General features: G+C 74.3%; 19 protein-coding genes. 9 read left to right on the top strand and 10 right to left on the bottom strand.

Features of this window, described 5'->3' with window-relative positions:
- The first annotated feature begins 1 nt into the window (after position 1).
- Both ACQPXD_RS45325 and ACQPXD_RS45320 read left to right on the top strand, forming a co-directional pair.
- Positions 2 to 322 carry a lycopene cyclase domain-containing protein gene (locus tag ACQPXD_RS45325; protein WP_432829477.1) on the top strand — a complete coding sequence of 107 codons (321 nt, stop codon included), beginning with the start codon at positions 2 to 4 and terminating at the stop codon, positions 320 to 322.
- Positions 319 to 627 (top strand): lycopene cyclase domain-containing protein, encoded by a 309-nt coding sequence (locus tag ACQPXD_RS45320; RefSeq protein ID WP_432829475.1) that lies wholly within the window; start codon positions 319 to 321, stop codon positions 625 to 627. The genes ACQPXD_RS45325 and ACQPXD_RS45320 overlap by 4 nt, the downstream gene beginning before the upstream one ends.
- Before the next feature lie 57 nt (positions 628 to 684).
- On the opposite strand, the gene ACQPXD_RS45315 is transcribed toward ACQPXD_RS45320, so the two are convergent.
- Positions 685 to 1,749, bottom strand: coding sequence for a polyprenyl synthetase family protein (locus ACQPXD_RS45315; protein WP_432829473.1), 1,065 nt, complete (start codon positions 1,747 to 1,749; stop codon positions 685 to 687).
- A gap of 654 nt (positions 1,750 to 2,403) precedes the next feature.
- Positions 2,404 to 4,359, bottom strand: a complete 1,956-nt coding sequence (locus ACQPXD_RS45310; RefSeq protein ID WP_432829471.1) for a helix-turn-helix domain-containing protein — start codon at positions 4,357 to 4,359, stop codon at positions 2,404 to 2,406.
- A gap of 153 nt (positions 4,360 to 4,512) precedes the next feature.
- Between ACQPXD_RS45310 and metF the strand changes: the two genes are divergently transcribed.
- Both metF and ACQPXD_RS45300 read left to right on the top strand, forming a co-directional pair.
- Positions 4,513 to 5,430, top strand: a complete 918-nt coding sequence (gene metF / locus ACQPXD_RS45305; RefSeq protein WP_432829469.1) for a methylenetetrahydrofolate reductase [NAD(P)H] — start codon at positions 4,513 to 4,515, stop codon at positions 5,428 to 5,430.
- A complete protein-coding gene (locus tag ACQPXD_RS45300) occupies positions 5,417 to 6,079 on the top strand; it encodes a CDP-alcohol phosphatidyltransferase family protein (protein ID WP_432829467.1) in 663 nt (220 codons plus the stop codon). Before metF ends, ACQPXD_RS45300 begins: the two co-directional genes overlap by 14 nt.
- 847 nt (positions 6,080 to 6,926) lie before the next feature.
- On the opposite strand, the gene ACQPXD_RS45295 is transcribed toward ACQPXD_RS45300, so the two are convergent.
- Positions 6,927 to 7,370: a MarR family transcriptional regulator gene (locus tag ACQPXD_RS45295; RefSeq protein ID WP_432829465.1), complete on the bottom strand. Its 444-nt coding sequence runs from the start codon at positions 7,368 to 7,370 to the stop codon at positions 6,927 to 6,929.
- Between the two features lie 62 nt (positions 7,371 to 7,432).
- On the opposite strand from ACQPXD_RS45295, the gene ACQPXD_RS45290 reads away from it, so the two are divergent.
- Positions 7,433 to 8,191, top strand: a complete 759-nt coding sequence (locus ACQPXD_RS45290; protein WP_432829463.1) for a nitroreductase/quinone reductase family protein — start codon at positions 7,433 to 7,435, stop codon at positions 8,189 to 8,191.
- Here the strand turns inward: ACQPXD_RS45290 and ACQPXD_RS45285 are convergent.
- The 6 genes from ACQPXD_RS45285 to ACQPXD_RS45260 are packed head-to-tail and all read right to left on the bottom strand — an operon-like array spanning position 8,175 to position 13,296.
- On the bottom strand, positions 8,175 to 9,623 hold the full coding sequence (locus tag ACQPXD_RS45285; protein WP_432844192.1) for a phytoene desaturase family protein: 1,449 nt from the start codon (positions 9,621 to 9,623) through the stop codon (positions 8,175 to 8,177). The genes ACQPXD_RS45290 and ACQPXD_RS45285 overlap by 17 nt on opposite strands.
- Positions 9,611 to 10,696, bottom strand: a complete 1,086-nt coding sequence (locus tag ACQPXD_RS45280; RefSeq protein WP_432829461.1) for a glycosyltransferase — start codon at positions 10,694 to 10,696, stop codon at positions 9,611 to 9,613. The genes ACQPXD_RS45285 and ACQPXD_RS45280 overlap by 13 nt, the downstream gene beginning before the upstream one ends.
- Positions 10,684 to 11,421, bottom strand: coding sequence for a carotenoid biosynthesis protein (locus tag ACQPXD_RS45275; RefSeq protein ID WP_432829459.1), 738 nt, complete (start codon positions 11,419 to 11,421; stop codon positions 10,684 to 10,686). The genes ACQPXD_RS45280 and ACQPXD_RS45275 overlap by 13 nt, the downstream gene beginning before the upstream one ends.
- Positions 11,418 to 11,954 carry a GNAT family N-acetyltransferase gene (locus tag ACQPXD_RS45270; RefSeq protein WP_432829457.1) on the bottom strand — a complete coding sequence of 179 codons (537 nt, stop codon included), beginning with the start codon at positions 11,952 to 11,954 and terminating at the stop codon, positions 11,418 to 11,420. The genes ACQPXD_RS45275 and ACQPXD_RS45270 overlap by 4 nt, the downstream gene beginning before the upstream one ends.
- Entirely contained in the window at positions 11,951 to 12,811 is an 861-nt protein-coding gene (locus ACQPXD_RS45265; RefSeq protein WP_432829455.1) for a monooxygenase, read from the bottom strand. The genes ACQPXD_RS45270 and ACQPXD_RS45265 overlap by 4 nt, the downstream gene beginning before the upstream one ends.
- Positions 12,808 to 13,296: a YbaK/EbsC family protein gene (locus tag ACQPXD_RS45260; RefSeq protein ID WP_432829453.1), complete on the bottom strand. Its 489-nt coding sequence runs from the start codon at positions 13,294 to 13,296 to the stop codon at positions 12,808 to 12,810. The genes ACQPXD_RS45265 and ACQPXD_RS45260 overlap by 4 nt, the downstream gene beginning before the upstream one ends.
- A gap of 647 nt (positions 13,297 to 13,943) precedes the next feature.
- On the opposite strand from ACQPXD_RS45260, the gene ACQPXD_RS45255 reads away from it, so the two are divergent.
- The 4 genes from ACQPXD_RS45255 to ACQPXD_RS45240 all read left to right on the top strand — a co-directional run bounded on the left by ACQPXD_RS45255 (position 13,944) and on the right by ACQPXD_RS45240 (position 21,755).
- Positions 13,944 to 14,459, top strand: a complete 516-nt coding sequence (locus tag ACQPXD_RS45255) for an SAV_6107 family HEPN domain-containing protein (protein ID WP_432829451.1) — start codon at positions 13,944 to 13,946, stop codon at positions 14,457 to 14,459.
- Between the two features lie 1,130 nt (positions 14,460 to 15,589).
- Positions 15,590 to 16,399 (top strand): hypothetical protein, encoded by an 810-nt coding sequence (locus ACQPXD_RS45250; RefSeq protein WP_432829449.1) that lies wholly within the window; start codon positions 15,590 to 15,592, stop codon positions 16,397 to 16,399.
- A gap of 5 nt (positions 16,400 to 16,404) precedes the next feature.
- Positions 16,405 to 18,300: a DNA polymerase Y family protein gene (locus ACQPXD_RS45245; protein WP_432829447.1), complete on the top strand. Its 1,896-nt coding sequence runs from the start codon at positions 16,405 to 16,407 to the stop codon at positions 18,298 to 18,300.
- Complete coding sequence (locus ACQPXD_RS45240; RefSeq protein ID WP_432829445.1) at positions 18,300 to 21,755, top strand: error-prone DNA polymerase; 3,456 nt, start codon at positions 18,300 to 18,302, stop codon at positions 21,753 to 21,755. Before ACQPXD_RS45245 ends, ACQPXD_RS45240 begins: the two co-directional genes overlap by 1 nt.
- On the opposite strand, the gene ACQPXD_RS45235 is transcribed toward ACQPXD_RS45240, so the two are convergent.
- Positions 21,738 to 22,541, bottom strand: coding sequence for a hypothetical protein (locus tag ACQPXD_RS45235; RefSeq protein ID WP_432829443.1), 804 nt, complete (start codon positions 22,539 to 22,541; stop codon positions 21,738 to 21,740). The two genes, ACQPXD_RS45240 and ACQPXD_RS45235, sit on opposite strands and share 18 nt — an antisense overlap.
- Positions 22,542 to 22,549: the final 8 nt, after the last annotated feature.

Below are 22,549 nucleotides of genomic sequence, written 5' to 3'. Positions count from 1 at the left end.
GGTGCAGTGGACGTATCTGCTGGTCCTGGCCGGCTGCCTGGCCGGCGCCCTGTGGCTGGAGCCGCTGCTGAAGGTCGGCGTGCTGCGCCAGGTCCGCCGCCTGGCGCTCACCGTCACGCCGATCGCCGCGGCGTTCGTCGGCTGGGACCTGCTGGCGATCCACGCCGGACACTGGACGTTCGACCCGAGGCAGATCGCCGGGATCATCCTGCCCGGCGGCCTGCCCCTGGAGGAACTGCTGTTCTTCCTGGTCGTGCCCGTGTGCGCGATCCTGGGCTTCGAAGCCACCCGGCAGACGCTGCAGCGCTGGTCCCGCCGATGACCTACACCGCCGCCGCGGCCGTGGCTGTTTTCCTGGCAGTGGTACTCGACGTGCTATGCCTTCGCACGCGCCTGGTCCTCGGCCGCACGTTCTGGTGCACGTACCCGATCGTGTTCGTCTTCCAACTGGTCTCCAACGGCATCCTGACCGGCCGCGGCGTGGTCCGCTACAACCCGTCCGCCATCCTCGGCATCCGCTTGGTGCACGCCCCGATCGAGGACCTGGCCTTCGGCTTCGCCCTGATCCTGGCCACGCTGTCGCTGTGGACCTATCTCAGACCGCCCGCTGAATCGTCTCCCCGGTGATTTTGTGGGCTTTCAGGCCGCTTGCCGCGTCGTCTCCTCGGCGATTTTGCGGCGCTTTCAGACCGCGCGCTGGGTCGCCGCCCCGGCCAGGCCGATCAGCACCTCCCGCGCCTCCTCGGTGATCGCGGCGGTGTTCAAGGCCCGCAGCGCCGCCTCGGTCAGCCGCGCGATCCGCTCCTCGGTGCGCTCCAGCGCCCCACTCTCCACGATCGCCCGCCGCAACAACTCCACCCCCGCCTCGTCGAGCCCCCGATCCCCGAGCCGCGAGTCGAAGATCTCGCCCCCGGCCCGCTCGATCGCCGCCGCGATGAGATAGGTCCGCTTCCCCTCGCGCAGGTCATCCCCGGCGGGCTTCCCGGTCACCGCCGGATCCCCGAACACCCCGAGCACGTCGTCCCGCAGCTGAAAGGCTTCCCCGAGCGGCAACCCAAACGCGGAGTAGGCCTCGACCAGGTCGGCCCCGGCCCCCGCCAACGTGGCCCCGAACACCAACGGCTGCTCAATCGTGTACTTGGCGGACTTGAACCGAGCCACCAAACTCGCCCGCGCCGTGGACGTGTCCCCGGTAGCTTGCGTCTGCACATCGAGGTACTGCCCGATGGTGACCTCGGCCCGCATAGCGTCGAACACGGGCCGCGCCCGAGCCAGCGTCGCCGGGTCCAGCCCACTGGCGTGCAGCAACTCGTCCGACCACACAAGGCAGAGATCCCCAAGCAGAATCGCCGCCGACGTCCCGAACCCATCGGCCCCGCCCCGCCACCCACTGGCCGCATGCAACCCGGCGAACCGCCGATGCACGGCCGGCTCCCCCCGCCGCGTATCCGACGCATCCATCACGTCGTCATGAATGAGCGCACTGGCCTGCACGAGCTCCAGCGCCGCAACCGCCGCCACGACCGCATCGGCATCCGCACCACCGGCCCCCCGATACCCCCAGTACGCAAACGCCGGCCGCAGCCGCTTGCCACCCCCGAGCACCAGCCCCTCAATGGCATCCGACACGGGCCCAAGCGCCACGGGATCGATGTCGGCCAGCCAAGCCCGCCGCCGCCGCAGGAACTCATCGAGCGCCCGCCGAACCCGCACACGAAGCTCGGCCCGATCGAGAAAGGGGTGTGTCACGGCAGAGACGCTAGTCGGCACCCGACACCCCCGCCGAGCCGGTGCCCCGCGCCACCCCAACCCACACTCGCCCGCAAGCCCGATCCGGTCGGCCGCGGTGCGGGGCCGCAGGCGGGCCGCGTGGCTGCGGGTGGGCCGCGTGGCTGCGGGCGGGCCGCAGTGGTGCGGGCGGGCCGCCCGGGGGGTGCGCGCTGGTGGGGAGCGGAGTCGAGTGGGCAAACGCGGGCCTGCATGTGGAAGCCCGGCGCGGCGTCGGGCCAGTGTTCCGCCGCCACGCGCCGCCACGCGCGGCCGCGCTGTGCCGCCAGTTGCGAGCAAGGCCACGAAGAACTCGGTCACGTCCCACCCGTCGGGCGCCGGCCGCCATCGAGCGCGGCGCAGCGATCGGAACTCTCCGCGATCATGCGCAACCGGGCGTCGACACCAACGGTTTTTCATGATCACGGAGTGCTGATGTACCCCCGTGTACCGAAAGACTCCGGGATCATGACAAACCCGTGGTGCGGCCATCGCAGGCATCATGATCACGGAGACATCTGTCCGCCCTGGCCGCACAGATCGGCGGTTGCGCCCGGCAGGTGCGACATCCGCAATGTCCGCCCCGCCCTCGCGCACCACGCCAGCGGACGCGACCAAGAACTCGCGGCGAGGTGGTTAGTCGGCCAACCGCGACACCTCCGACCCGGTGCTGAGCGGCGCGGGCAACATTTCTCGCACGGACTCGTACATCTCGGCGAAGTTCCGAGACTCCACCCCCGGCCGCAGCTCGGCCCGGACCCGCTCCACCTCCTTGAGCACCCGCAACGACCCGCCGGCGATGCAGAAGCCGACGGCGGCCGACGCCGCCGCGCAGGCCGCATCGGCCTCTCCACTCCGCGCGAGGACCCGCGCCCGGGCCGCTTGAACCAGCCCGGCTGCCCGAAACCGCACCGTCCGCCCCGTCTCCGCCGCCCGCCCGGCTCGCGGCCGCGGCATCCTCCGGGGCCCGCGCTCAGCCGGCCGATCCGCCCCATCGGTGGGCCTTCCCGGCCGCAGCTCCGTCCCGGCGCCTAGCCTTCCCCGCCCCAGCCCCAGCCCCAGCTCCGTCCCGGCGCGCGGACTTTCCAGCCACTGCTCCGTCCCGGTGCCCAGCCTTCCCAGCCCCAGCTCCGTCCCGGCGCTTGGCATTCCCGGCCACTGCTCCGTCCCGGCGCCCAGCCTTCCCGGCCGCAGCTCCGTCCCGGCGCGCGGATTTTCCAGCCGCTGCTCCGTCCCGGCGCGTGGACGTTTCGGCCGGACCTCTGCCGCGGCGCTGTGCTCTCCGGGCCGAACATCGGCCGCGGCGCCGGAAGTCCCGGGCCTTCCCACCCGGTCCTCGGCCGCCGCGCGCGGCGCGAGCGGCGGCAGGTCGCCCATCGCCGACGCGAGCGCGGCATCCAGCAACGGCAGCGCGACCCGGGGCCGCCCCAGCGCCGCCTGACACCGCCCCGCCGCGGCGGCGAGGTGGGCGGCGTCGAACCAGTACAGCCAGGGCGGATCGTGCGCCCCGGTGCGCAGCCCGAACGCCCGCTCCGCCGCGGACAGCGCCGCGTCGCACCGTCGCCGCTCCCCGCCGGCCGCGGCCCCGGCCGCCTCCCGCAGCCACAGCAGCGCCAGGCTCCCGGCGTCGGCGGGCTCGGCCACCCGCCGCGCCGCCCGCGCCAGCCGCAGCGCCGCGGCCGCGTCGCCCTCCTCCGCGTGCAGTTGTGCCAGGCACCCGAGCAGATGCCCGGCCAGCGCCCGATGCCCACCGTCGAGCGCCGCCCGCAGCCCTTGCCGCGCCAGCCCCCGGACACCGCGCCCGCGAACCGGCGCCCCCGCGTCGACCCCGACCCAGATCGCCAGCTGGGCCAGCTCGGCGATCATGCCCAGCTGCCGAGGCCCGGGCCGCTCCCCGCCATCGCGAACCGCGGCGGCGAGCTCGTCGCGAACCCGGCGCACCACCGGAACCCCCGACACCAGGTCGTCCATCACCCGCAGCTCGGCGATCCGCTCGGCACTCACCGCGGCCCCGTCACCCCGCCGAGTCACCCCGCCGCCCCTGCCCATACCGCCCCTGCCCATATCGCCCCCGCCGTTCATCCCGCCCGTCCCGTCGCCCGGTGCCGCCGTGCCGCTGTCCTCGCCGCTCGTCGCGCCCGCCCCCGCCGCAGGCAGGCCACCGACCCGGGCCGTCGTGCGACGCGCCGGGTCCGCGGTCCCGCCCAGCCCGGCGGTGCCGCCCAGCCCGGCGGTGCCGCCCAGCCCGGCGGTCCCGCCGAACCCGGTCGGCGGCCGGGGAGGCGCCGGGAGCGGCCGGGCGTCGACGGCGCCCGGGGCGCGTGGCCGACGGCCGTTGGTCGCGGCCCGCACGAGATCGTCGAGCGGCACGTGGAGTACCAACGCAATCCAGGGCAACCACGCGCGCCCCGGTGTCCGCTCGCCCCGCTCCCACCGCGACACCTCGTGCCGTGTGACGGTCGGCACGCCGGCCGCCGCGCACAGCATCTCCGCCAGGTGCAGCTGCGAGCGCCCCCGCGCCAGTCGCAGCCGCGTGAGCAGGGCGCCGAACGGCTCGTCAGTGGCCGGGTCCCGACCCGGTCTGCCAGGCATTCCTCACCTCCTGGAACCAGCGACCCCCAAGCGCTGCTGACCAGGACCGGTGGCCATCGCGGCGGCCCCGGCCCAACCCCCATCCGCCCCCCTTTTCTACCCCAGGGGTACGACAGAATCCCCGCCATCGCACTTCAGCACTAGAGTCGGAGCGTGGCTCTCGGACTTCCCTCCGTCATCCCCGGTGGACCGCCGGCGATCGGCGACCTGATCGCGCACCACGGGCCGACCTTCTCGTTCGAGTTCTCCCCGCCGAAGACGCCGGAGGGGGAGCGGCAGCTGTGGCAGGCGATCCGCGAGCTGGAGTCGCTGCAGCCGTCGTTCGTCTCGATCACGTACGGCGCCGGCGGCAGCACCCGCGACACGACCGTGGCCGTCACCGAGCGCGTCGCGACCGAGACCACGCTGCTGCCGATGGCGCACCTCACCGCGGTCAACCACTCCGTCGCCGAGCTGCGCAACGTGATCGGCCAGCTGGCGGAGGCCGGCGTGCGCAACTTCCTGCTCGTGCGCGGCGACCCGCCGGGCGACCCGACGGGGGAGTGGGTCCGCCACCCGGAGGGCGTCCTGTATGCCGAGGACCTCGTCCGCCTGGTCCACGAGGCCGGCGACTTCAGCATCGGGGTGGCGGCGTTCCCGTACAAACACCCACGCTCGCCCGACGTCGAGTCCGACACCGCCAATTTCGTGCGCAAATGCCGGGCCGGCGCCGACTTCGCCATCACCCAGATGTTCTTCGAGGTCGACGACTACCTCCGGCTGCGCGACCGGGTCGCCGCGGCCGGCTGCGCCACCCCGATCGTCGCGGGCATCATGCCGGTCACCGCCATCGGTACCATCGCCCGCTCACAACAGCTGACCGGCGCCCCGTTCCCGCCGGCGCTGGCCGCCCAGTTCGAGCGGATCGCCGAGGACCCCCAGGCCGTCCGCCGCCTCGGCGTCGACCACTGCACCCGCATGTGCCAGCGCCTCCTCGACGAGGGCGTGCCGGGCATCCACTTCATCACGTTCAACCGCTCCACCGCGACCCGCGAGGTCTGGCAGCAGCTCGGCGTCGGTGCCCGGATCTGAACCGCTCGACTGGGACGGCTACTGCACCCGCTGGTCCGCGTCCCACGGCGGTTATGACCCCCGAAGCGCCTCCGCGCCGGCCCGCGCGTGGCTGCGCCTGTGCCACCGCCTGGGCACGGCCTTGGCCCGCAGCGGCGTCCAAAACCCCAACGCGATGACAACGGCAGGTCTTGTCATTTCCGCGGGGGTACCGTTCACAGCCGCCACCATCCCGCCCGGTCCCCTGGTGGCGGCGATCCTGGTCCTGCTCTCGGCGGTGGCCGACACCCTGGACGGCGTCCTGGCCCTGGTCACCGGCCGCGCCACCCGCCTGGGCCAGGTATACGACGCAACCGCCGACCGCCTGTCCGAAGCCGCCTGGCTGACCGCGTTCGCCCTGCTGGGCGCCCCCCTCTGGCTGGCCACGACGGCCGGCGCGGTGATGTGGCTGCACGAGTACGTCCGAGCCCGCGCCACACTCGCCGGCCTGCCCGACATCGGCACCGTCACGATCGCCGAACGCCCGACCCGCATCCTCCTCGTGATCTTTGGCCTCCTCGCCACCCAACTCGACCACCGCGCCGCGACACCGACCCTGGCCGTCGCCTTGGCCGTGTCCCTGCTCGGCCTGGGCCAACTGGCCCGAGCAGTCCACCAAACCCTCCGCTGAACCAACGCCCACGGCGGCTGTTCGTGGTGGTTGATGTCGCCGGCGGTTGATGTCGGCGCCGGCTCCCGCTCCGCGCGGCCGGCCGGGCGTTGCGGATGTCTCGGGCGTCCCCGGCCCGCCGCACGAGTTCGACACTTCGCGGGGCGCCGTCGAGGGCGAGCATCCGATCGGTGTGGCCGGGGCGGACGTATGTCTCCGTGATCATGCTGCCCACCGCGGACGCACCACGGGTTTGCCATGATCCCGGAGACTTCCGGTACACGGGTGTACATGATCACTCCGTGATCATGAAAAACCGTTGGTGTCGTGGCGGGTACAGCATGATCGCGGAGACTTCTGGTCGTGGACGTGGCCGCCCAGCCGGCAGCGCCACGCCGGGCGGGCGGACGCGTGCCGGCCCGGCTGCCGGACGGCTCTCGGCCGGCGTCGTGCCGCCCGCGCGTCGTGCTGCCCCCGCCCCGCGGCGCGCCGCGCCCGTGCCGCGCCCGCGCCCGTGCCGCGCCCGCGCCCGTGCCGCGCCCGCGCCCGTGCCGCGCCCGCGCCCGTGCCGCGCCCGTGCCGCGCCCGTGCCGCGCCCGTGCCGCGCCCGTGCCGCGCCCGCGCCCGCGCCCGTGCCGCGCCCGCGCCCGTGCCGCCCCCGCGCCCGTGCCGCCCCCGCGCCGCGCCCGCATCGTGCTGACCGCGCGCCGTGCTGGCCCCGCGCCGCCGGCCGTGGGGCGGCGTGGGCAACCCCGAAGTGCGCCGCTGAATCCGCCCGTGCCGCCCGACGCGACAAATATCATGAAATGTCGGATTTATCTGGCGCGCCAGCGCCGGATAAATCCGGAAAAACCGAATCGCCCCGACCTCACAAGTCTTCGGCGGCGCGCTCGTAGGCGAGCAGCGTGTCCACGAACAGCCGGCGCTGCTCGGGAGTCAAGGGTGACAGCGCCGCCCGCCAAGCCGCCGCCCCCCGCCCCAGCCAGCCGTCGATCGCCGCATGGTGCTCCGGCGCGATGCTCACGATCGTCCGCCGCCGGTCCGCCTCGTCCTCCCGCCGCAGCAAGATTCCCTGCCGGCTGAGATCCCCCACCATCAGGCTGACGGTCGCCGGTGCCACCTCCAGCCGCGAAGCCAGCTCGTTGACGCCCAGCCCGCCCTCGAACAGCAGGTACGCCAGCAGCGACAAATGCCGCGGCGCCAGGTTGAACCCGGCCAGTTCCGGCGGCGGCGGCTTCCGCTTCGCGCGGCCGATCAGCCGGGGCATCAGCAGCAGCAGGGTGCGGATGGCGTCGTCGACCGACGTTGACACTGCTTTCTCCTCAAAGTAGCTTTGCTTGCAAAGCAAATTCAAAGCGCACCCAGAGGATAGCCGTGGCCGACTTCAATCAGCAGGTCATCGACGAGTTCCGAGCCAATCGCGGGCAGGCCGGCCTGCTCCTGCTCACCACCACCGGCAGGCGCAGCGGCCGGCGTCACACGTCGCCCGTCGGGTGCGCCCGCGACGGCGACCGCATCCTGATCTTCGCCAGCAACGCCGGCCTGCCGCACCACCCCGCCTGGTACCACAACCTGCGCGCCGACCCGCGGGTCACCGTCGAGCTCGGCGCGGAGACGTTCGAGGCGCGCGCCGAGGTCCTGGGAGGCGAGGAGCGCGACCGCCGCTACGCCGAGCAGGGCCGCCGCGTGCCCGCGTACGCCGCCTACCAGGAGCGGACCGACCGCGTGATCCCCGTGGTGGCCCTGCACCGGGTGGACGAGCGAATCCAAGCCGTGGGCGAGGAACTGGTGCGCATCCACGCCATGCTGCGGCAGGATCTGGCGGCGGTACGAGCGGATCCCAGGCTCCACTGCCTGGCCTTCTGCGCGTCCCTGCGCGCCCACCACCGCAACGAGGACGGCGCCTTCCCGCGCCTCGAGCGCCAGTTCCCGCATATCGGCCCGGTGCTGGAGCGGCTGCGCGCCGAGCACGCCGACATCGCCCGCCGCATCGCCGCGCTGGAGCAAAGGTCCGGCGCCGTGCTGGAGCAAACGTCCGGCGCCGCGCTGCTGGACCGGCTGGCCGCCGAGCTGGAGGAGCACTTCGCGACCGAGGAGCGCGAGCTGGTACCGCTGCTCAACCGGCTCCGATGAGATCCGCCACGATCTTCGCGGAGAGCATCACGAGGGGCAGCCCCCCGCCCGGGTGCACCGAGCCGCCGACCAGGAACAGGCCCCGGACCGGGGCCCGGTTGGGCGGCCGGAGCAGCCCGCCGAGCCCGTGCGGGGCGGTGCCATAGATGGCGCCGCCGGGGGAGCGGGTCGCGGCCTCCAGGTCGGCCGGCGTGAGCACGTCACGGAAGAGCAGGCGATCCCGCACGTCCACACCCCGCTCGGCGAGCACGTCGAGCACCCGGCCGGCATACGAGGACGCGACGGCCGGCCAGTCGACCGAGCCCTGCGGGGCCGCGTTGACCAGCACGAACCAGGCCTCGTGCCCGTCCGGGCGGACCAGCGGGTCGTCGGGCACGGTGACGAAGACCGCCGGGTCGTCGGCCGGCCTGGGCACGGTACCGAAAATGGCATCGAACTCGGCGTCGTAGTCCCGCGGGAAGAACACCGTATGGTGCGCGAGCCCGGGCGTGTGGCCGCGAACCCCGAGCAGCAGCACGAACCCGCCGAGGCTGCGCGCGCCGAGCCGCCGGGCCCGCCCGGGCGCGGGCAGCAGGTCGCGGAAGACGTGCAGGGCGTCGGCGTTGGCGACGACGACGTCGGCGGCGACCGCGGTACCGTCGGCGAGCACCACCCCGGCGGCGCGCGAGCCGGTGACCGCGATCGAGCGGACCGCGGTGCCGGTGCGCACCCGCACGCCGAGCGCCTCGCACCGTGCGAGCAGCGCGTCGGCGAGCGTGCCCAGGCCGCCGCGCAGGTAGAAGCCGCCGAACTCCAGCTCCGCGTAGGGGACCGCCAGCAGCGCGGCCGGGGCGCGGCGCGGGTCGGCGCCGGTGTAGGTGGCGTAGCGGTCCAGCAGCATGCGCAGCCGCGGGTCGCGCAGGTGGGTGCGGCCCAGCGCGCGCAGCGTGCGGCCGGGCGCGATCGCGGCCAGGTCGCCCAGCCGCCAGGCGAGCCCGGCCAGCCGCAGCGGGCTGTCCACCGGGGACGTCAGCACGTGCCGCCACGACGCCGCCCAGACCCGCCCGGCCCGCCGCCACAGCCGGCGCCAGTCCGCGGCGGCCGGCGCGCCGAACGCCGCCGCGATCCGCTCGGCGAACGCGTCGCCGGCCGCCGAGTCGAGGGTGGAGCCGTCGGCGAAGCGGTGCCGCACGATCGGGTCGAGCGGCACGAGGTCCAGCCCGCCCCCGCCGGTGGCGGCGAACAGCTCCGCGGCGACCTGCGGCAGGGTGAACAGGCTCGGGCCGGTGTCGAACCGGAAGGTACCGGCGGGCGTGACGCGCTCGTGCCGGCCGAGCTTGCCGCCGACCGTTTCGGCCTGCTCGAAGACCGTCACCGCGTGCCCGGCCGCGGCGAGCCGGGCGGCGGCCGCCAGCCCACCTACGCCGGCGCCGACGACGATCACGGACGCCACGCCGGGCGCCCCTTCCACGTCGTCCGGCGTCTGCGGCGGTACGACCGGATCATCAACCACCCGAACAGCAGCACCGACACCGGATGCGCGAGGGCGTCGGGGAAGGCCCGGCCGCCGGTCGCGCGGGCGCTGACGACCCGCCCGGCCACCCCGAGGGCGTAGCCGAGCAGGCCGTACCACGCCCCGAACAGCGCGGTCGCGGGCAGCGCCACGTAGAGGGCCAGCAGGAGCCCGACCACGGCGGCGGCCCCGAGCGGCGAGCCGAAGGAGGCCCACAGCGACTTGGAGTAACCATCGGCCAGTTCGTTCCAGGAGGGGTACATTCGGCAGCGCGCGAGCCCGGAGCCGTCGGCGAGCGCGATGCGTCCACCGGCCCGCTTGACCGCCCGGGCCAGCTCGATGTCCTCCAGCACCCGGTCGCGCACGGCCGCGTGCCCGCCCGCCCGCTCGTAGGCGTCCCGCCGCACGACGAGGAACTGCCCGCCGGCCGCGGCCAGCGACGGGCGGGCCGAGCGCTCCATCGCCCGCAGCGGCAGGAACGTCAGCCACGACCACTGCAGCAGCGGCTGGACCAGCCGCTCGCCGGTGCTTACCGCCTCGATCCGCGGGTACGGGCTGAGCAGGTCCACCCCGGCCGACCGCAGCAGGGCGGTGGCCCGCCCGGCCGCGTCCGGTTCCAGAACCACGTCGGCGTCGACGAACACCAGCACGTCCGCGTCGCCGGCCGCCTCCGCCAACTGCTGGCAGGCGTGCGGCTTGCCCAGCCAGCCCTCCGGCAGCGGCCGCCCGGCCAGCAGCGTGACCCGTTCGCCCGCGATCCGCCGGACGAGCTCGGCGGTACCGTCCGTGGAGCCGTCGTCGAGCACCAGCACGCGCACCCGCGGCCGCAGCGCCAGCAGGGCCCGCAGGCACGGCTCGACCCGGTGCGCCTCGTCGCGCAGCGGCAGCAGCACCGCGACCGTCCCGGCTCCGTCGCCGGGCGCGGTGGCCGGCGGGCGGCGCAGCAGGCGGGCGTTGACCAGCGTGTGGGCCAGCAGCGCGAGCAGCGCCGCGCACCCGATCAGGGCCGCCACAGCCGCACCGCCAGCGGCACCGCGACCGGGCCCATGCCCACCGCTCCCCAGGCCGCCGAGGCGGGCAGGCCCAGGAAGACCCCGTGGGCCAGGATGCTCGAGGTGTACGTCCAGAGGTACACCGCGTACATCGGCGCGTCGTCCCGGGGCCGCGCGGGGTCGTCCCCGAGCGCGCCGCGCAGCAGGGCCATCAGCGCGACGGCCACACCGAGCCAGCCCAGGTAGTTGGTGACCGGGATGCCCGGCACGCCGGGGAGCGCGGGCGTGGTCGTGTGCCACAGCCAGTACCCCTGGGAAACCATCTGCGGGTCGAGAAAGAGGTCCCAGGCGGCGAGTCCGGCGCCGGCCACCCCGATGCGGGCGAGCGGTCCCGCGACCAGGCGACCCGCCGCCAGCCACGCCGGCCAGGCCATCCAGGTCCAGGCGAGCGGGATCACCAGCGGCACGCCGAGCAGCCGCGGCCCGAGCGCGCCGGTGTAGTCGTAGGCGCCGAACGGGTAGCCGGTCGCCCGCCCCACCGCCTCGACGGCGAACCCGCCGCCGGTCGTCACCAGCAGCAGCGCTCCGGCCGCCCGCACGCCCCTGGTGGAGTACGCGTGCAGCATCGACAGCGCGAAGCCCGCGCACACCGTCGCGACGACGAGCGCCGCGCGGGCCCGGCCGCCGGTGAGCGGGTACCCGATCTCGGCGAGCACCAGCGCGCCCAGGCCGAACCAGAGCCTCACAGGGGAAGCGTCCGGCCCAGCACCGCGAAGGGGCGGTCGTCGCCCGGGAAGTTGAAGTGGCGCAGGACGTCGACGAAGCCGAACCGGCGGTACAGTCGCCAGGCCCGCGACGTCGCCTCGGGCGCCTCCGGCGTGGACAGCAGCACGGTCTGGTGGTGCGCGGTGCTGAGGAGGTCGTGCAGCTGGCGCGCGCCGATGCCGTGCCCCTGCGCGTGCGGCCGGACGTGCAGCTCGACCAGCTCGAAGCAGTCGGCCAGCCAGAACTTGCGCGCGTCCCGGCGCAGCGCGTTGCGCACCTGGTCGTGCCACCATTGCCCGGTGGTACCGCGGTAGCCGTACCCGAACCCGAGCAGATTGTCCTCGTCGTCGAGCGTGGCGACCGCCTGGAACGACTCGCGCCGGGTGTGCCCGGCGACGTAGCCGCGGCGGGTCTGCAGCAGCTGCACGGAGTAGCCCATCGCCTCCCCGTACACGGCGATGACGTCGTCGAGGCGTTGCAGCAGGTCCTCCCCGCGCCACCGCACCAGCCTCACTGGCCGTCCCTCCACCCGATCACCTCTCGGTCGCCGTCGATGTCGAGCACGCGGAACCGGGCGAACAGCTCCTCCGCATACCAGCCCTGCCGAGCCGTGCGCTCCACGACCGCGGCATGCTCGGGCTGACGGTACGCGAATCGCACAATGTCCGCCGCGGAGCGCCAGACGCTCACCGTGCCCTGGAATCCTACGGGTGCCTCACCGATGCCGAAGGCGCAGTACAGCCCCTCGGCGCCGGCCAGGCTGCGCCCCACCGGATCGATGGCCCGCCAGAACGCCCACGCCTGCGTCGCCTTGAGCCGCGCCCTGGTCAGCACCGCTATCGGCTCCGCACCCCCCACCGCTTCTGCCATTTCACCGTGCGCGGCCGTCGTCGCACCGCCCGCCGCGTGCGTCGTTTCACCGTGCGCGGCCGCGATCTCACCGCACGCGGCCGCCAGCTCACCGCGCGCGCCGCCCGCGCCGCTGGCCGGACCGCCGTTCCGGCCGGTCGCCGGCCTGCGCGCCTTGCCCGCTGCGGCGCCGGTTCTCTCCCATGCCGGATTTTTCAGCTTTTCCGGGCTGAAGGGCGACTTGCCGGACCAGGCGCCACGGCTGGCGATCGGCTCCAGCGTGATCGTGCAGCTGCCGCACGCACCCCGCATCGGCGGCCGCACCGCCGTTTCCCCCACGACGATCGCCGCCCACCGGGTCAGATCGGCCGCGCCCACCCCGAACTCACTGCCGTTCCCGGTCCCGAGCAGCTTGGCGAAGTCCGCCTTTTTCCGGATTTTCCGCCGGTCGACGGCCATGGACCAGAACATCGCGGGCACCGCCCGGTGCGGCACCCGCCAGACATAGAGCCGCGCGATCACGCCACTTCTGCGGTGGTACCACTGGTGACGCGCACCAGCTCGGCGTACGTGATCGGGAAGACCGCCTGCGGGATGCCGCCCGCCGCCCACACCTCGTCATACTGCCCGAGGTCGACGTCCACGAGCGTGCGCAGCGGCTTCGGGTGCCCCAACGGCGAGACGCCACCGATGACCTGCCCGGTGTGCTCCCGCACGAATTCGGCGTCGGCCCGCTTGACCTTCGCCAGCCCGAGCAGCCCGGCGACCTTGCCGGTATCGACCCGGTGCGCGCCCGAGGTGAGCACGAGCAGCGGCTCCCCGTCGGCATTGAAGATCAGCGAGTTGGCGATCTGCCCGACCTCGATACCGATCGCCGCGGCCGCGGCCGCCGCGGTGTGCACCGGCTCGGCCAGCACCTTGACCCGGCAGGACCCACCGGCCGCGTCCCGCGCACCGGCAGCATCGAGCGCGTCCTGTACCGCCTGGACATTGGGATGAGGCTGCATGGTCCCCATCTTGCCCGCCGATCCTGGCAATCGGCCGAGCGGCCCCGGGGTCTGCTCGCTTACCCCCGCTGGTCGGCGTCGGCTCCTGGCCAGGCGTGTCACCCGGTCATGGGTTTTAGCCCATGTACCCCTTACCGTGTCCGTTTCGCCGGTTTGCCGCGGCGATTTTTTGTCGTCCCCTGGTTATGGTGCCGGGCATGAGCGCGAACCCGACCCCGGTGCGGCGGCTGCCGATGATCGTCCGAACGAATGTTCGAATTTTCTCCCCCAACCACTGCCGCTCCCCCCACCCCCCGGTGTAGTCTCAACCCATCGAACGAATGTTCGAAAGCTTCGGGAGGGCGATTCGCGGCGCCGATCCCGAGCGCGGTCCGCGACACCGCGGAGGCCGGATTTTCGCGGGTCTGGCCTCAGGCGGGGTCGCCGCTCGCCGCCCACGACCCCCGGGCGGCGGGCGGCGGCCCAGCCGGCCGGGTGTGGTGTGGGGAAGCTCCACGCCCGGCCGGCAACGCCGTCGCCCGTCGCGGGCCAGGCATTCGTTCGACCCGCGTGGCGCTGCGACTCCCCCCGCAGCGGCACCGTTCGCGCGCCAGCGCACCACAGGCACAGGTCCAGACCTGCCGACGCACCACCGAGGGAGAGCACCGATGCCGACGAACCGCTCAACCAGCTCGTCCAACATCAGCCGATTCCCGGCCCCCACGCCGGGCGGCGGTGCTGCGTCCCGCCAGCAGCTTTCGGTCCCCGCGCACGCGCTTCCCCACCGCACCCCGCGCGAGTTGCTGACCATGGCCCGCCACGGCCTGGAGGAGGCCGCGGAGATCCGCGCCGACGGCATGCGCTACGCGACCGCCCACCTGGCCGCCCTGCGCGCCGCCGCCGCGGTGCTCGCCGCCCGTGCCGTCCCCGCCGCCCCCGGCCGCCGCAGCCGCGTGACCAGCGTCTGGTCGCTGCTCGTGCTCGTCGCCCCGGAACTGACCGAGTGGGCCTCGTTCTTCGCCGCCGGCGCCAGCAAGCGCTCCGCCGCCGAGGCCGGCATCCCCCGCGTGGTCACCGCCCGCGAGGCCGACGACCTGATGCGCGCCGCAGAACAATTCATCGCCGTCGTCGAGGTCGCCCTCGGCTACTCATACCAGCCAAGGCTCGAGGGCCTGGCCAGCTGACCGCCCCGCCCGCCCTCACCACGGCCCACACCGTGCCCACACCCCCCAACCCCCGCGCCGCCCGGCCCGCCCGCCCCGCGCCCTCCGCCCGCCCCGCGTCCTCCGCCCGGCCCGCAGGCCCGGCGCTCTCCGCCCGCCCTGGCCGCCCTGCCGGCTCGGCCCGCCCTGCCGGCCCGGCGCTCTCCGCCCGACCTGCCTGCCCCGCGCCCTCCGCCCGCCCCGCGGGCCCGGCGCTCTCCGCCCGCCCTGTCGGCTCGGCCCGCCCCGCGGGCCCGGCGCTCTCCGCCCGGCCTGGCCGCCCCGCGTTCTCCGCCCGACCTGCCTGCCCTGTCGGCTCGGCGCTCTCCGCCCGGCCTGGCCGCCCTGTCGGCTCGGGCTGCCCAGCCGGACCGGCACAGCGCGTCGGCAGCCACCGGGTCGCGTCCGGATCCCTGCGCCGGCCTGCGCCAAGCCGCGCACCAGCACCGCCGGCCGCCGCGCCGGCCGACGAGCAGAGGCGCCCGGCCCGCGAGTCCCGATGTCGACGGCCGGCGCGATCCGCGACAAACCCCGCGCCACGGCGTTGCCCGCCAGAGAGCGCGGTGCAGCGACAGAAAGTCTCCACGATCATGCAGCACCGGCTACCGGCATCCATGGTTTTTCATGATCACGGAGTGTTGATGTACACCTGGGTACACCAACACTCCGTGATCATGAAAAACCCAGGGCGTGGTCATCGCGAGCAGCCTGATCACGGAGACTTGTGTCTGCCTTGGCCTGTGCCTACCGGAGTTCGGCGGTTCCCGCTGCCGTGTCCGCCCCCGGTCGCCTTCGCCAACTGCTGTGCCTCCGCGTTCGGTCTGGTCGGCGGCGAGCGTGGGGAGTTCCGGTCGCCGTAAGCCAAGGGCGGCCGGATCGCGAAGGGGGTGATTCTGTAAGTTCTTTCCGATTTGGGCGATTTATTCGCATTTGATGGTATGTGTCCTCCCGGGGGGGGTGGGGGACCGGCAGCGCGACAGTGGGGGGAGACAGGTGCCGTGGCTGGCATGTCGGCTTCGGCGGCCGCCGAGTTATACGACGAGGCGAACGACGATGTGCGTCCCGGGGACCTTGTCCAGGCGCCGGACCGGGGGGTCCGAGGGCTTGCCGGTGTGCCAGGTGCCGGCGCGGCGGGTGGGAGTGCGGCGCGGCGGGCGGCGGGGCTGCAGGTGGTGCGGGCCGCGGGGCTGGGTGGGCTGGTCCGGACGGCCGGGGAGCACGGCGCGGAGGGCGTGGGGAGCACCCGGACGCTGCCGGTGCTCTCGCAGTTACGGGCGCTGCTGCCGGGTGGCGGGCTGCGGCGCGGGGCGACGATCGCCGTGCACACCTCGTCGGTGCTGCTGGCCCTGATCGCCGCGGCGTCGCGGGCCGGGTCGTGGTGTGCGGTCGTGGGGCTGCCGGCGCTGAGTCCGATCGCCGCGGCCGAGATGGGGATCGCGCTGGAGCGGCTGGCATTGGTGCCGCATCCGGGGACCGAGTGGACGACCATCGTGGCCGCGCTGCTCGACGGGGTCGACATCGTCGTGGCGGCGCCGCCCGGGCCGGTCGCGCCCGTGGTGGCCGGGCGGCTGGCCGCGCGGGCCCGGCAGCGCGGCAGCGTGCTCATGCCGGCGGGGCCGTGGGCGGGGGCCGACCTGACCGTCGCGCCCGTGCGCGGGGCCTGGGGCGGGCTCGGCGCCGGCCGCGGCCGACTGCGCTGCCGCGAGATGACCATCCAGGCCCGCGGTCGCGGCGCCGCCTCCGCGCCGCGCCAGGTGACGCTCTGGCTGCCGGCCATGGAGGGCGTCCTGCCTCCGGTCACTCGGCCCCTCCCGTCCGCCGTTCCCGATACGGATGCGGGCTTCGGCGGGGCCGCCGCCCTCGGCGCGGCTGTGGACGCCGGTGGGGTGGAGAACGTCCGGGCGTTGCGCAGGGTGGGGTGAGGCGGATGCGGACGATCGTTGTGTGGTGTCCGGACTGGCCGGTGATCGCGGCCGAGATTGTGGACGGGTATCCGGCGCATGAGGCGGTGGCGGTCATGCACGCCAACCGGGTGCTGGTCGCCTCGCCGGCGGCGCGGGAAGAAGGGGTGCGGCGGGGATTGCGCAAGCGGGAGGCGCAAGGGCGGTGTCCGCAGCTCATTGTGCTCGAGCATGATCCGGGGCGGGACATGCGGGCGTTCGAGCCGGTGCTCGCGGCCGTCGAGGCGTTGGCGCCCGGGGTTGAGACGCTGCGGCCGGGGGCGTGTGCGGTGGGGGCGCGCGGGGTGGCGCGGTACTACGGCGGTGAGGCGGTCGCGGCCGAGCGGATCGTCGAGCAGATCGCCCAGGAGTGCGGCGTGGAGGCGCAGATCGGCATCGCCGAAGGGACGTTCGCGGCGGGGCTGGCGGCGCGGGCCGGGGTCATCGTGCCGGACGGGGAGACGCCGGCATTCCTGGCCGGGTTGAGCATCGCGGCGCTCGGGCGGCCGGGGCTGGTCGACCTGCTCCGGCGGCTCGGGATTCACACGCTCGGGGAGTTCGCGGCGCTGCCGGGGGCCGACGTGCTCGGGCGGTTCGGGTTCGACGCGGCGCTCGCGCATCGGCTCGCCGGGGGGCGGGACGAGCGGCCGCTCGCGCCGCGCCGGCCGCCGCCGGACCTGGACGTGGCCGAGGTGTTCGACGAGCCGATCGAGCGGGTCGACGCGGCGGCGTTCGCGGCCCGGGCGCTCGCCGAGCGGCTGCACGAGCGGCTCGGCTCGCACGGGCTGGCCTGCACCCGCCTGGCGATCGAGGCGGTCACCGAGACCGGCGAGGAACTGGTGCGCACCTGGCGCCACGACGGCCTCCTCACCGTGAACGCCATCGCCGACCGGCTCCGCTGGCAACTCGACGGCTGGCTCCGTAGCCGCAAAGGCCGAGAAAGCGCGAAATATCCGAAAAAAATGGAAGCAAAAGAGGGCGGCGCGGGGGAATGGGAGCCCCGCGCCGCAGAAGAAGGGCCGTCATGGGCGAACGGCCCGGCGCCGGAGCACGGCGCGGGAGCGGCCCGGCCGCCGGTCGGCCTCGGCGGCGATGGGGCGGCCCGGCCGTGGGAGGCGCCGGAGCGTGGCGTGGGGGCGGCCCGGCCGCCGGCCGCCCTTGGCGGTGCGGGGGCGGCCCGGCCGTGGGAGGCGTCGGAGCGTGGCGCGGGAGCGGCCCGGCTGTGGGAGGCATCGAGGGGCGGCGCGGGGGAGGGGCGGTCGCCGTCGGGCGGTGGTTGGGCGGATCGGAGGTGGGGGGAGAGGCCGCCGGCGTCGGGGATTGTGCGGTTGCGGCTCGTGCCGGAAGGGGTGGTGGAGCACCTCGGGCTGCAGCCGGGGCTGTGGGGTGAGGCCGGCGAGGAGCGGGACCGCGCGCATCGGGCGTTCACCCGGATCCAGGGCCTGCTCGGGCCCGACGCCGTGCTCACCGCCGTGCTCGACGGCGGGCGGGCCGATCGGAGCCGCATCCGGCTGGTGGCCTGGGGGGACGAGCGGGTCGCGCAAGGGGTCGAGGCGCCCTGGCCGGGGCGGCTGCCGGGGCCCAGCCCCGCCACCGTGTACGTCGAGCCGATCCCGGCCGAGGTGGTCGACGACGACGGGCGGCCGGTGCGCGTCGGCGGGCGGCTGGAGCTCAGCGGTGTACCCAGGAAGGCAAAGATCGCCAAGGAAGAACCATTCGTGGACATCGTCGGATGGGCGGGGCCCTGGCCGGTGGACGAGCGCTGGTGGGCCGAGGGCGAGGCGAGCCGGGTGGCCCGATTCCAGCTGCAGCTCGCCGACGACCGGGCCGTGCTGGCGGTACTGCGGGGCGGCGCCTGGTTCGTGGAAGGGCTGTACGACTGATGGGCTTCAACAACCCCGACGTGCCGTGGTCCGAGCTGGAGCGGCGGCTGTCCGGCCGGAAAAGCGACGCCAAGAGCTGGGAGGCGCCGGGGCCGGACTACCACCCCGACGTGCTGTCCGCCGACCACGGCGACGGCGGGGACTCGCCGGCCTGGACCCGCAAGCGCGCCGAGTACCGTCCGCCGGAGAAGGTCGAGCGGCCCGAGAGCAGCGTGCCGTACGCCGAGCTGCACTGCCACAGCAACTTCAGTTTCCTCGACGGGGCCAGCCACCCCGAGGAGCTGGCCGAGGCGGCGGCCCGGCTCGGGCTGTCCGCGATCGCGATCACCGACCACGACGGCTTCTACGGCGTGGTCCGCTTCGCCGAGGCGGCGCGGGCGCTCGAGCTGCGGACCGTGTTCGGCGCGGAGCTCTCGCTCGGGCTGCCCGGGCCGCAGAACGGCGAGCCGGACCCGCTCGGGCGGCACCTGCTGCTGCTCGCCCGGGGGCCCGAGGGGTACGCCCGGCTGTCCAGCCTCATCAGCGAGGCGCACCTGCGCGGCGGTGAGAAGGGGCGGCCGGTCTACGACCTGGAGGAGGCCGCCGCGCGGCTGCGTGGCCACGTGCTGGCGCTGACCGGGTGCCGCAAGGGGCACGTCCCGGCCGCGCTGCTGTCCGCGGGCGTGGACGCGGCGGGCGCCGAGCTGGACCGGCTGGTCGCGCTGTTCGGGGCGGACTCGGTGGCCGTCGAGCTGACCGCGCACGGCGACCCGCTCGACGACGAGCGCAACGACGCGCTCGCGGACCTCGCGCTGCCGCGGGGGCTGCCGGTCGTGGCGACGAACAACGTCCACTACGCCACGCCGGGCCGCCGCCGGCTGGCCACCGCGCTCGCCGCCGTGCGGGCCCGGCGCGGCCTCGACGAGATCGACGGCTGGCTGCCGGCGGCCGGGACCGCATACTTGCGCGGCGGCGCCGAGATGGCCGCCCGGTTTGCCGCGTTTCCGGATGCGGTACCGCGGGCCGCGGCGCTCGGTGACGAGCTGGCGTTCGACCTCAAGCTCGTGGCGCCGAGCCTGCCCGAGTATCCGGTGCCCGCCGCCGGGGTGTCGGAGATGCAGTGGCTGCGGCACCTCACGATGGAGGGTGCGGCCGAGCGGTACCACGGAAACCGGAAAGCCTACGAACAACTCGAGCACGAGTTGGCCATGATCGAGGAGCTCGATTTTCCGGGGTACTTCCTGGTGGTCCACGACATTGTGACGTTCTGCCGGGACAACGGCATCTACTGCCAGGGGCGCGGCTCGGCGGCCAACTCGGCGGTGTGCTACGCGCTGGGGATCACCAACGTCGACGCGGTGCGGTGGGGGCTGCTGTTCGAGCGGTTCCTGTCGCCGGAGCGCGACGGCCCGCCGGACATCGACATCGACATCGAGTCGGACCGGCGCGAGGCGGTCATCCAGCACGTCTATGGCAAGTACGGGCGCACCTTCACCGCCCAGGTGGCCAACGTCATCTCGTACCGCCCGAAATCGGCGATCCGCGACATGGCCAAGGCATTCGGTCACTCGCCGGGCCAGCAGGACGCGTGGAGCAAGCAGGTGGACCGCTGGGGCGCGCAAGCCGTGGTCGACCTGGAGGAGATCCCCGCGCCGGTGGTGAACTTCGCCAACGAGCTGCTCACGTTCCCGCGGCACCTGGGCATCCACTCCGGCGGCATGGTCATCTGCGACCGGCCGGTGATCGAGGTGTGCCCGGTCGAGCACGCCCGCATGGAGAACCGCACCGTGCTGCAGTGGGACAAGGACGACTGCGCCTCCGTCGGGCTGGTGAAGTTCGACCTGCTGGGCCTCGGCATGCTCTCGGCGCTGCGGTACGCCTTCGAGATGATCGACTCCGAGCTGGACATCGCCCACATGCCGCTGGACGACCCCGAGGTCTACGACATGCTCTGCCGCGCCGACTCGGTCGGCGTGTTCCAGGTGGAGAGCCGGGCGCAGATGGCCACCCTGCCGCGGCTCAAACCCCGCGAGTTCTACGACCTGGTGGTCGAGGTCGCCCTGATCCGCCCCGGCCCGATCCAGGGCGGATCGGTGCACCCCTACATCCGCCGGGCGAACGGCCTGGAGGAGGTCACCTACCCGCATCCGCTGCTGGAGGCGTCGCTGAAGAAGACGAAAGGCGTCCCGCTCTTCCAGGAGCAGCTCATGCAGATGGCCATCGACGTCGCCGGCTTCACCCCGGCCGAGTCCGACGAGCTGCGCCGGGCGATGGGCTCGAAGCGCTCGATGGAGCGGATGGGCGCGATCCGCGACCGGCTCTACGCGGGCATGGCTCACAACGGCATCACCGGCCCCCTGGCGGATGAGCTGTTCGACAAGCTGGCCGCGTTTGCGAACTATGGCTTTCCGGAGAGCCACGCGATGAGCTTCGCCTATCTGGTGTACGCCAGCGCCTGGCTCAAGCGCTACCACCCGGCCGCGTTCTGCGCCGCCTTGCTCAACGCCCAGCCGATGGGCTTCTACTCACCGCAGACCCTGGTCGACGACGCCCGCCGCCACGGCGTGACCGTCCGCCGCCCAGACGTAAACCTCAGCGCCGCCGCCGCAACCCTGGAGCCGCCACCCGACATTTCCGATTTAACGGAAATGTCAGCGCAAGATGGCCGCGCCGCAGCCGCGCCGCCGGCCGGCCGCGCGGCGGGGGCCGGCGGTGGCGAGGCGAGGGCAAGTGGCGAGGGGGCGGACGGTCCGCGCAGTTGGGGGCGCGGCGGGCCGATCGTCCGGCTCGGGCTGCAGTCGGTGCGGTCGCTGGGCGAGGCGGTGGCCAAGCGGATCGAAGAAGAACGGGGCGCGGGCGGGCCGTTCACCTCGATGAGCGACCTCGCCCGGCGGGCCGGCCTGACCACGGCCCACCTGGAGGCGCTGGCGACCGCGGACGCGTTCGCGAGCCTGGGGCTGAGCCGGCGGGAGGCGCTGTGGGCGGCCGGCGCGGCGGCGCAGGAGACGGCGGGCCGGCTGCCCGGGACGACCGGCGGCACGCAGGCGCCGATGCTGCCCGGCATGGACGCCGTCGAGCGGATGGTCGCCGACGTGTGGGCGACCGGCCTGGCGCCGGACGCGCACCCGGCCCAGTTCGCCCGGGCCTACCTCGACACGATCGGGGCGGTCTCGATCGAGAAGCTGCAGCGGGTCGAGCACGGCCGGCGGGTGTTCGTCGGCGGGATCGTCACCCACCGGCAGCGCCCGGCGACGGCCGGCGGGGTGACGTTCATCAACCTGGAGGACGAGACCGGCATGCTCAACGTGACCTGCACGCCCGGTCTCTGGCAGCGGTACCGCCGGGTCGCCCGCACGGCGAACGCCATGGTCGTGCGCGGGGTGCTGGAAAACGCCGAGGGTGTGCTCAACCTCCGGGCCGACCACCTGGCCGCGCTGACCCTGCCGATCCGTTCCGCCTCACGCGACTTCCGTTAGCCGGTCCCAGTCGGCGGCGAAGCGCCGGGGGTCGTGGGGGTCGGCCTTGATCGGGATCACGCCGCCGGGCTGCATGACCGAGACGCGCTCCAGCGGCACCGCGAACACCGCCGGGCCGGTCGCCGCCGGTCGGCCCGTGATCTGGATGTGCAGCTGCACGGAGTACAACGGCCGGCCCTGCTCGTCGAGGCTGCCCGCGAACTCCGCCGACAGCACCCGGGCGACCCCCGGAATGCCCGTGGCCAGGATCTGGGCCTTGATCCGCGCCTGCTCGGCGGGGTCGGCGGGTGCCACAGGTCCCGCGGCCGCCGCCGGAGCGGCGAACGGGGTGGCGAACGACCACTCCACGAGAATCCGCGTGCGGTCCTGCGGGTCGACGAGCACCGTCAGCGCCTGGCCGCTGGCGAGCATGCCCAGGGCGATGAGCGGCACGAACTCCTTGACGGTGGCGTCGTAGGTGCCGTGGCCGGGCGCGGTGATGCGCAGGTTCAGCGCCACCTGCGGCTGCTCGTTCAGGGTGACGCCGGTCTGCCGGGCCGCCAGCACCTGGGCCGTGCCCCGGACGCCGTTCGCGCGCAGGGCCTGCGCCATGAGGTACCGCCGGTTGAACCGGAAACCGATCAGCAGCAGCACCACGCCGCCGGCCGCGAGCAGCCCGCCGACCACGAGGAACGTCTCGTGGACCTCGGGCACGAGCGCCGAGCCGATGAGGAAGCCGACGCCGAGCAGGAACTCGAAGGCGGCGACGAGGAACATCGCGATGGCCGGGCCGCGGGATGAGGTCATGCCGCGAA

The sequence above is a fragment of the Dactylosporangium sp. CA-092794 genome (genome assembly GCF_050948465.1).
In the GTDB taxonomy this organism is placed as follows: Bacteria; Actinomycetota; Actinomycetes; order Mycobacteriales; family Micromonosporaceae; genus Dactylosporangium.
Note: the sequence above shows the minus strand (reverse complement) of the source record. Positions and strands in the feature narration are given on the sequence as shown.

Excerpts from the sequence above, each read along its gene's own strand:
- ACQPXD_RS45320 (WP_432829475.1), top strand. The coding sequence starts at position 319 with ATGACCTACACCGCCGCCGCGGCCGTGGCTGTTTTCCTGGCAGTGGTA.
- ACQPXD_RS45310 (WP_432829471.1), bottom strand. The coding sequence starts at position 4,359 with ATGCCTGGCAGACCGGGTCGGGACCCGGCCACTGACGAGCCGTTCGGC.
- ACQPXD_RS45260 (WP_432829453.1), bottom strand. The coding sequence starts at position 13,296 with ATGCAGCCTCATCCCAATGTCCAGGCGGTACAGGACGCGCTCGATGCT.
- ACQPXD_RS45255 (WP_432829451.1), top strand. The coding sequence starts at position 13,944 with ATGCCGACGAACCGCTCAACCAGCTCGTCCAACATCAGCCGATTCCCG.
- ACQPXD_RS45245 (WP_432829447.1), top strand. The coding sequence starts at position 16,405 with ATGCGGACGATCGTTGTGTGGTGTCCGGACTGGCCGGTGATCGCGGCC.
- ACQPXD_RS45240 (WP_432829445.1), top strand. The coding sequence starts at position 18,300 with ATGGGCTTCAACAACCCCGACGTGCCGTGGTCCGAGCTGGAGCGGCGG.
- ACQPXD_RS45235 (WP_432829443.1), bottom strand. The coding sequence starts at position 22,541 with ATGACCTCATCCCGCGGCCCGGCCATCGCGATGTTCCTCGTCGCCGCC.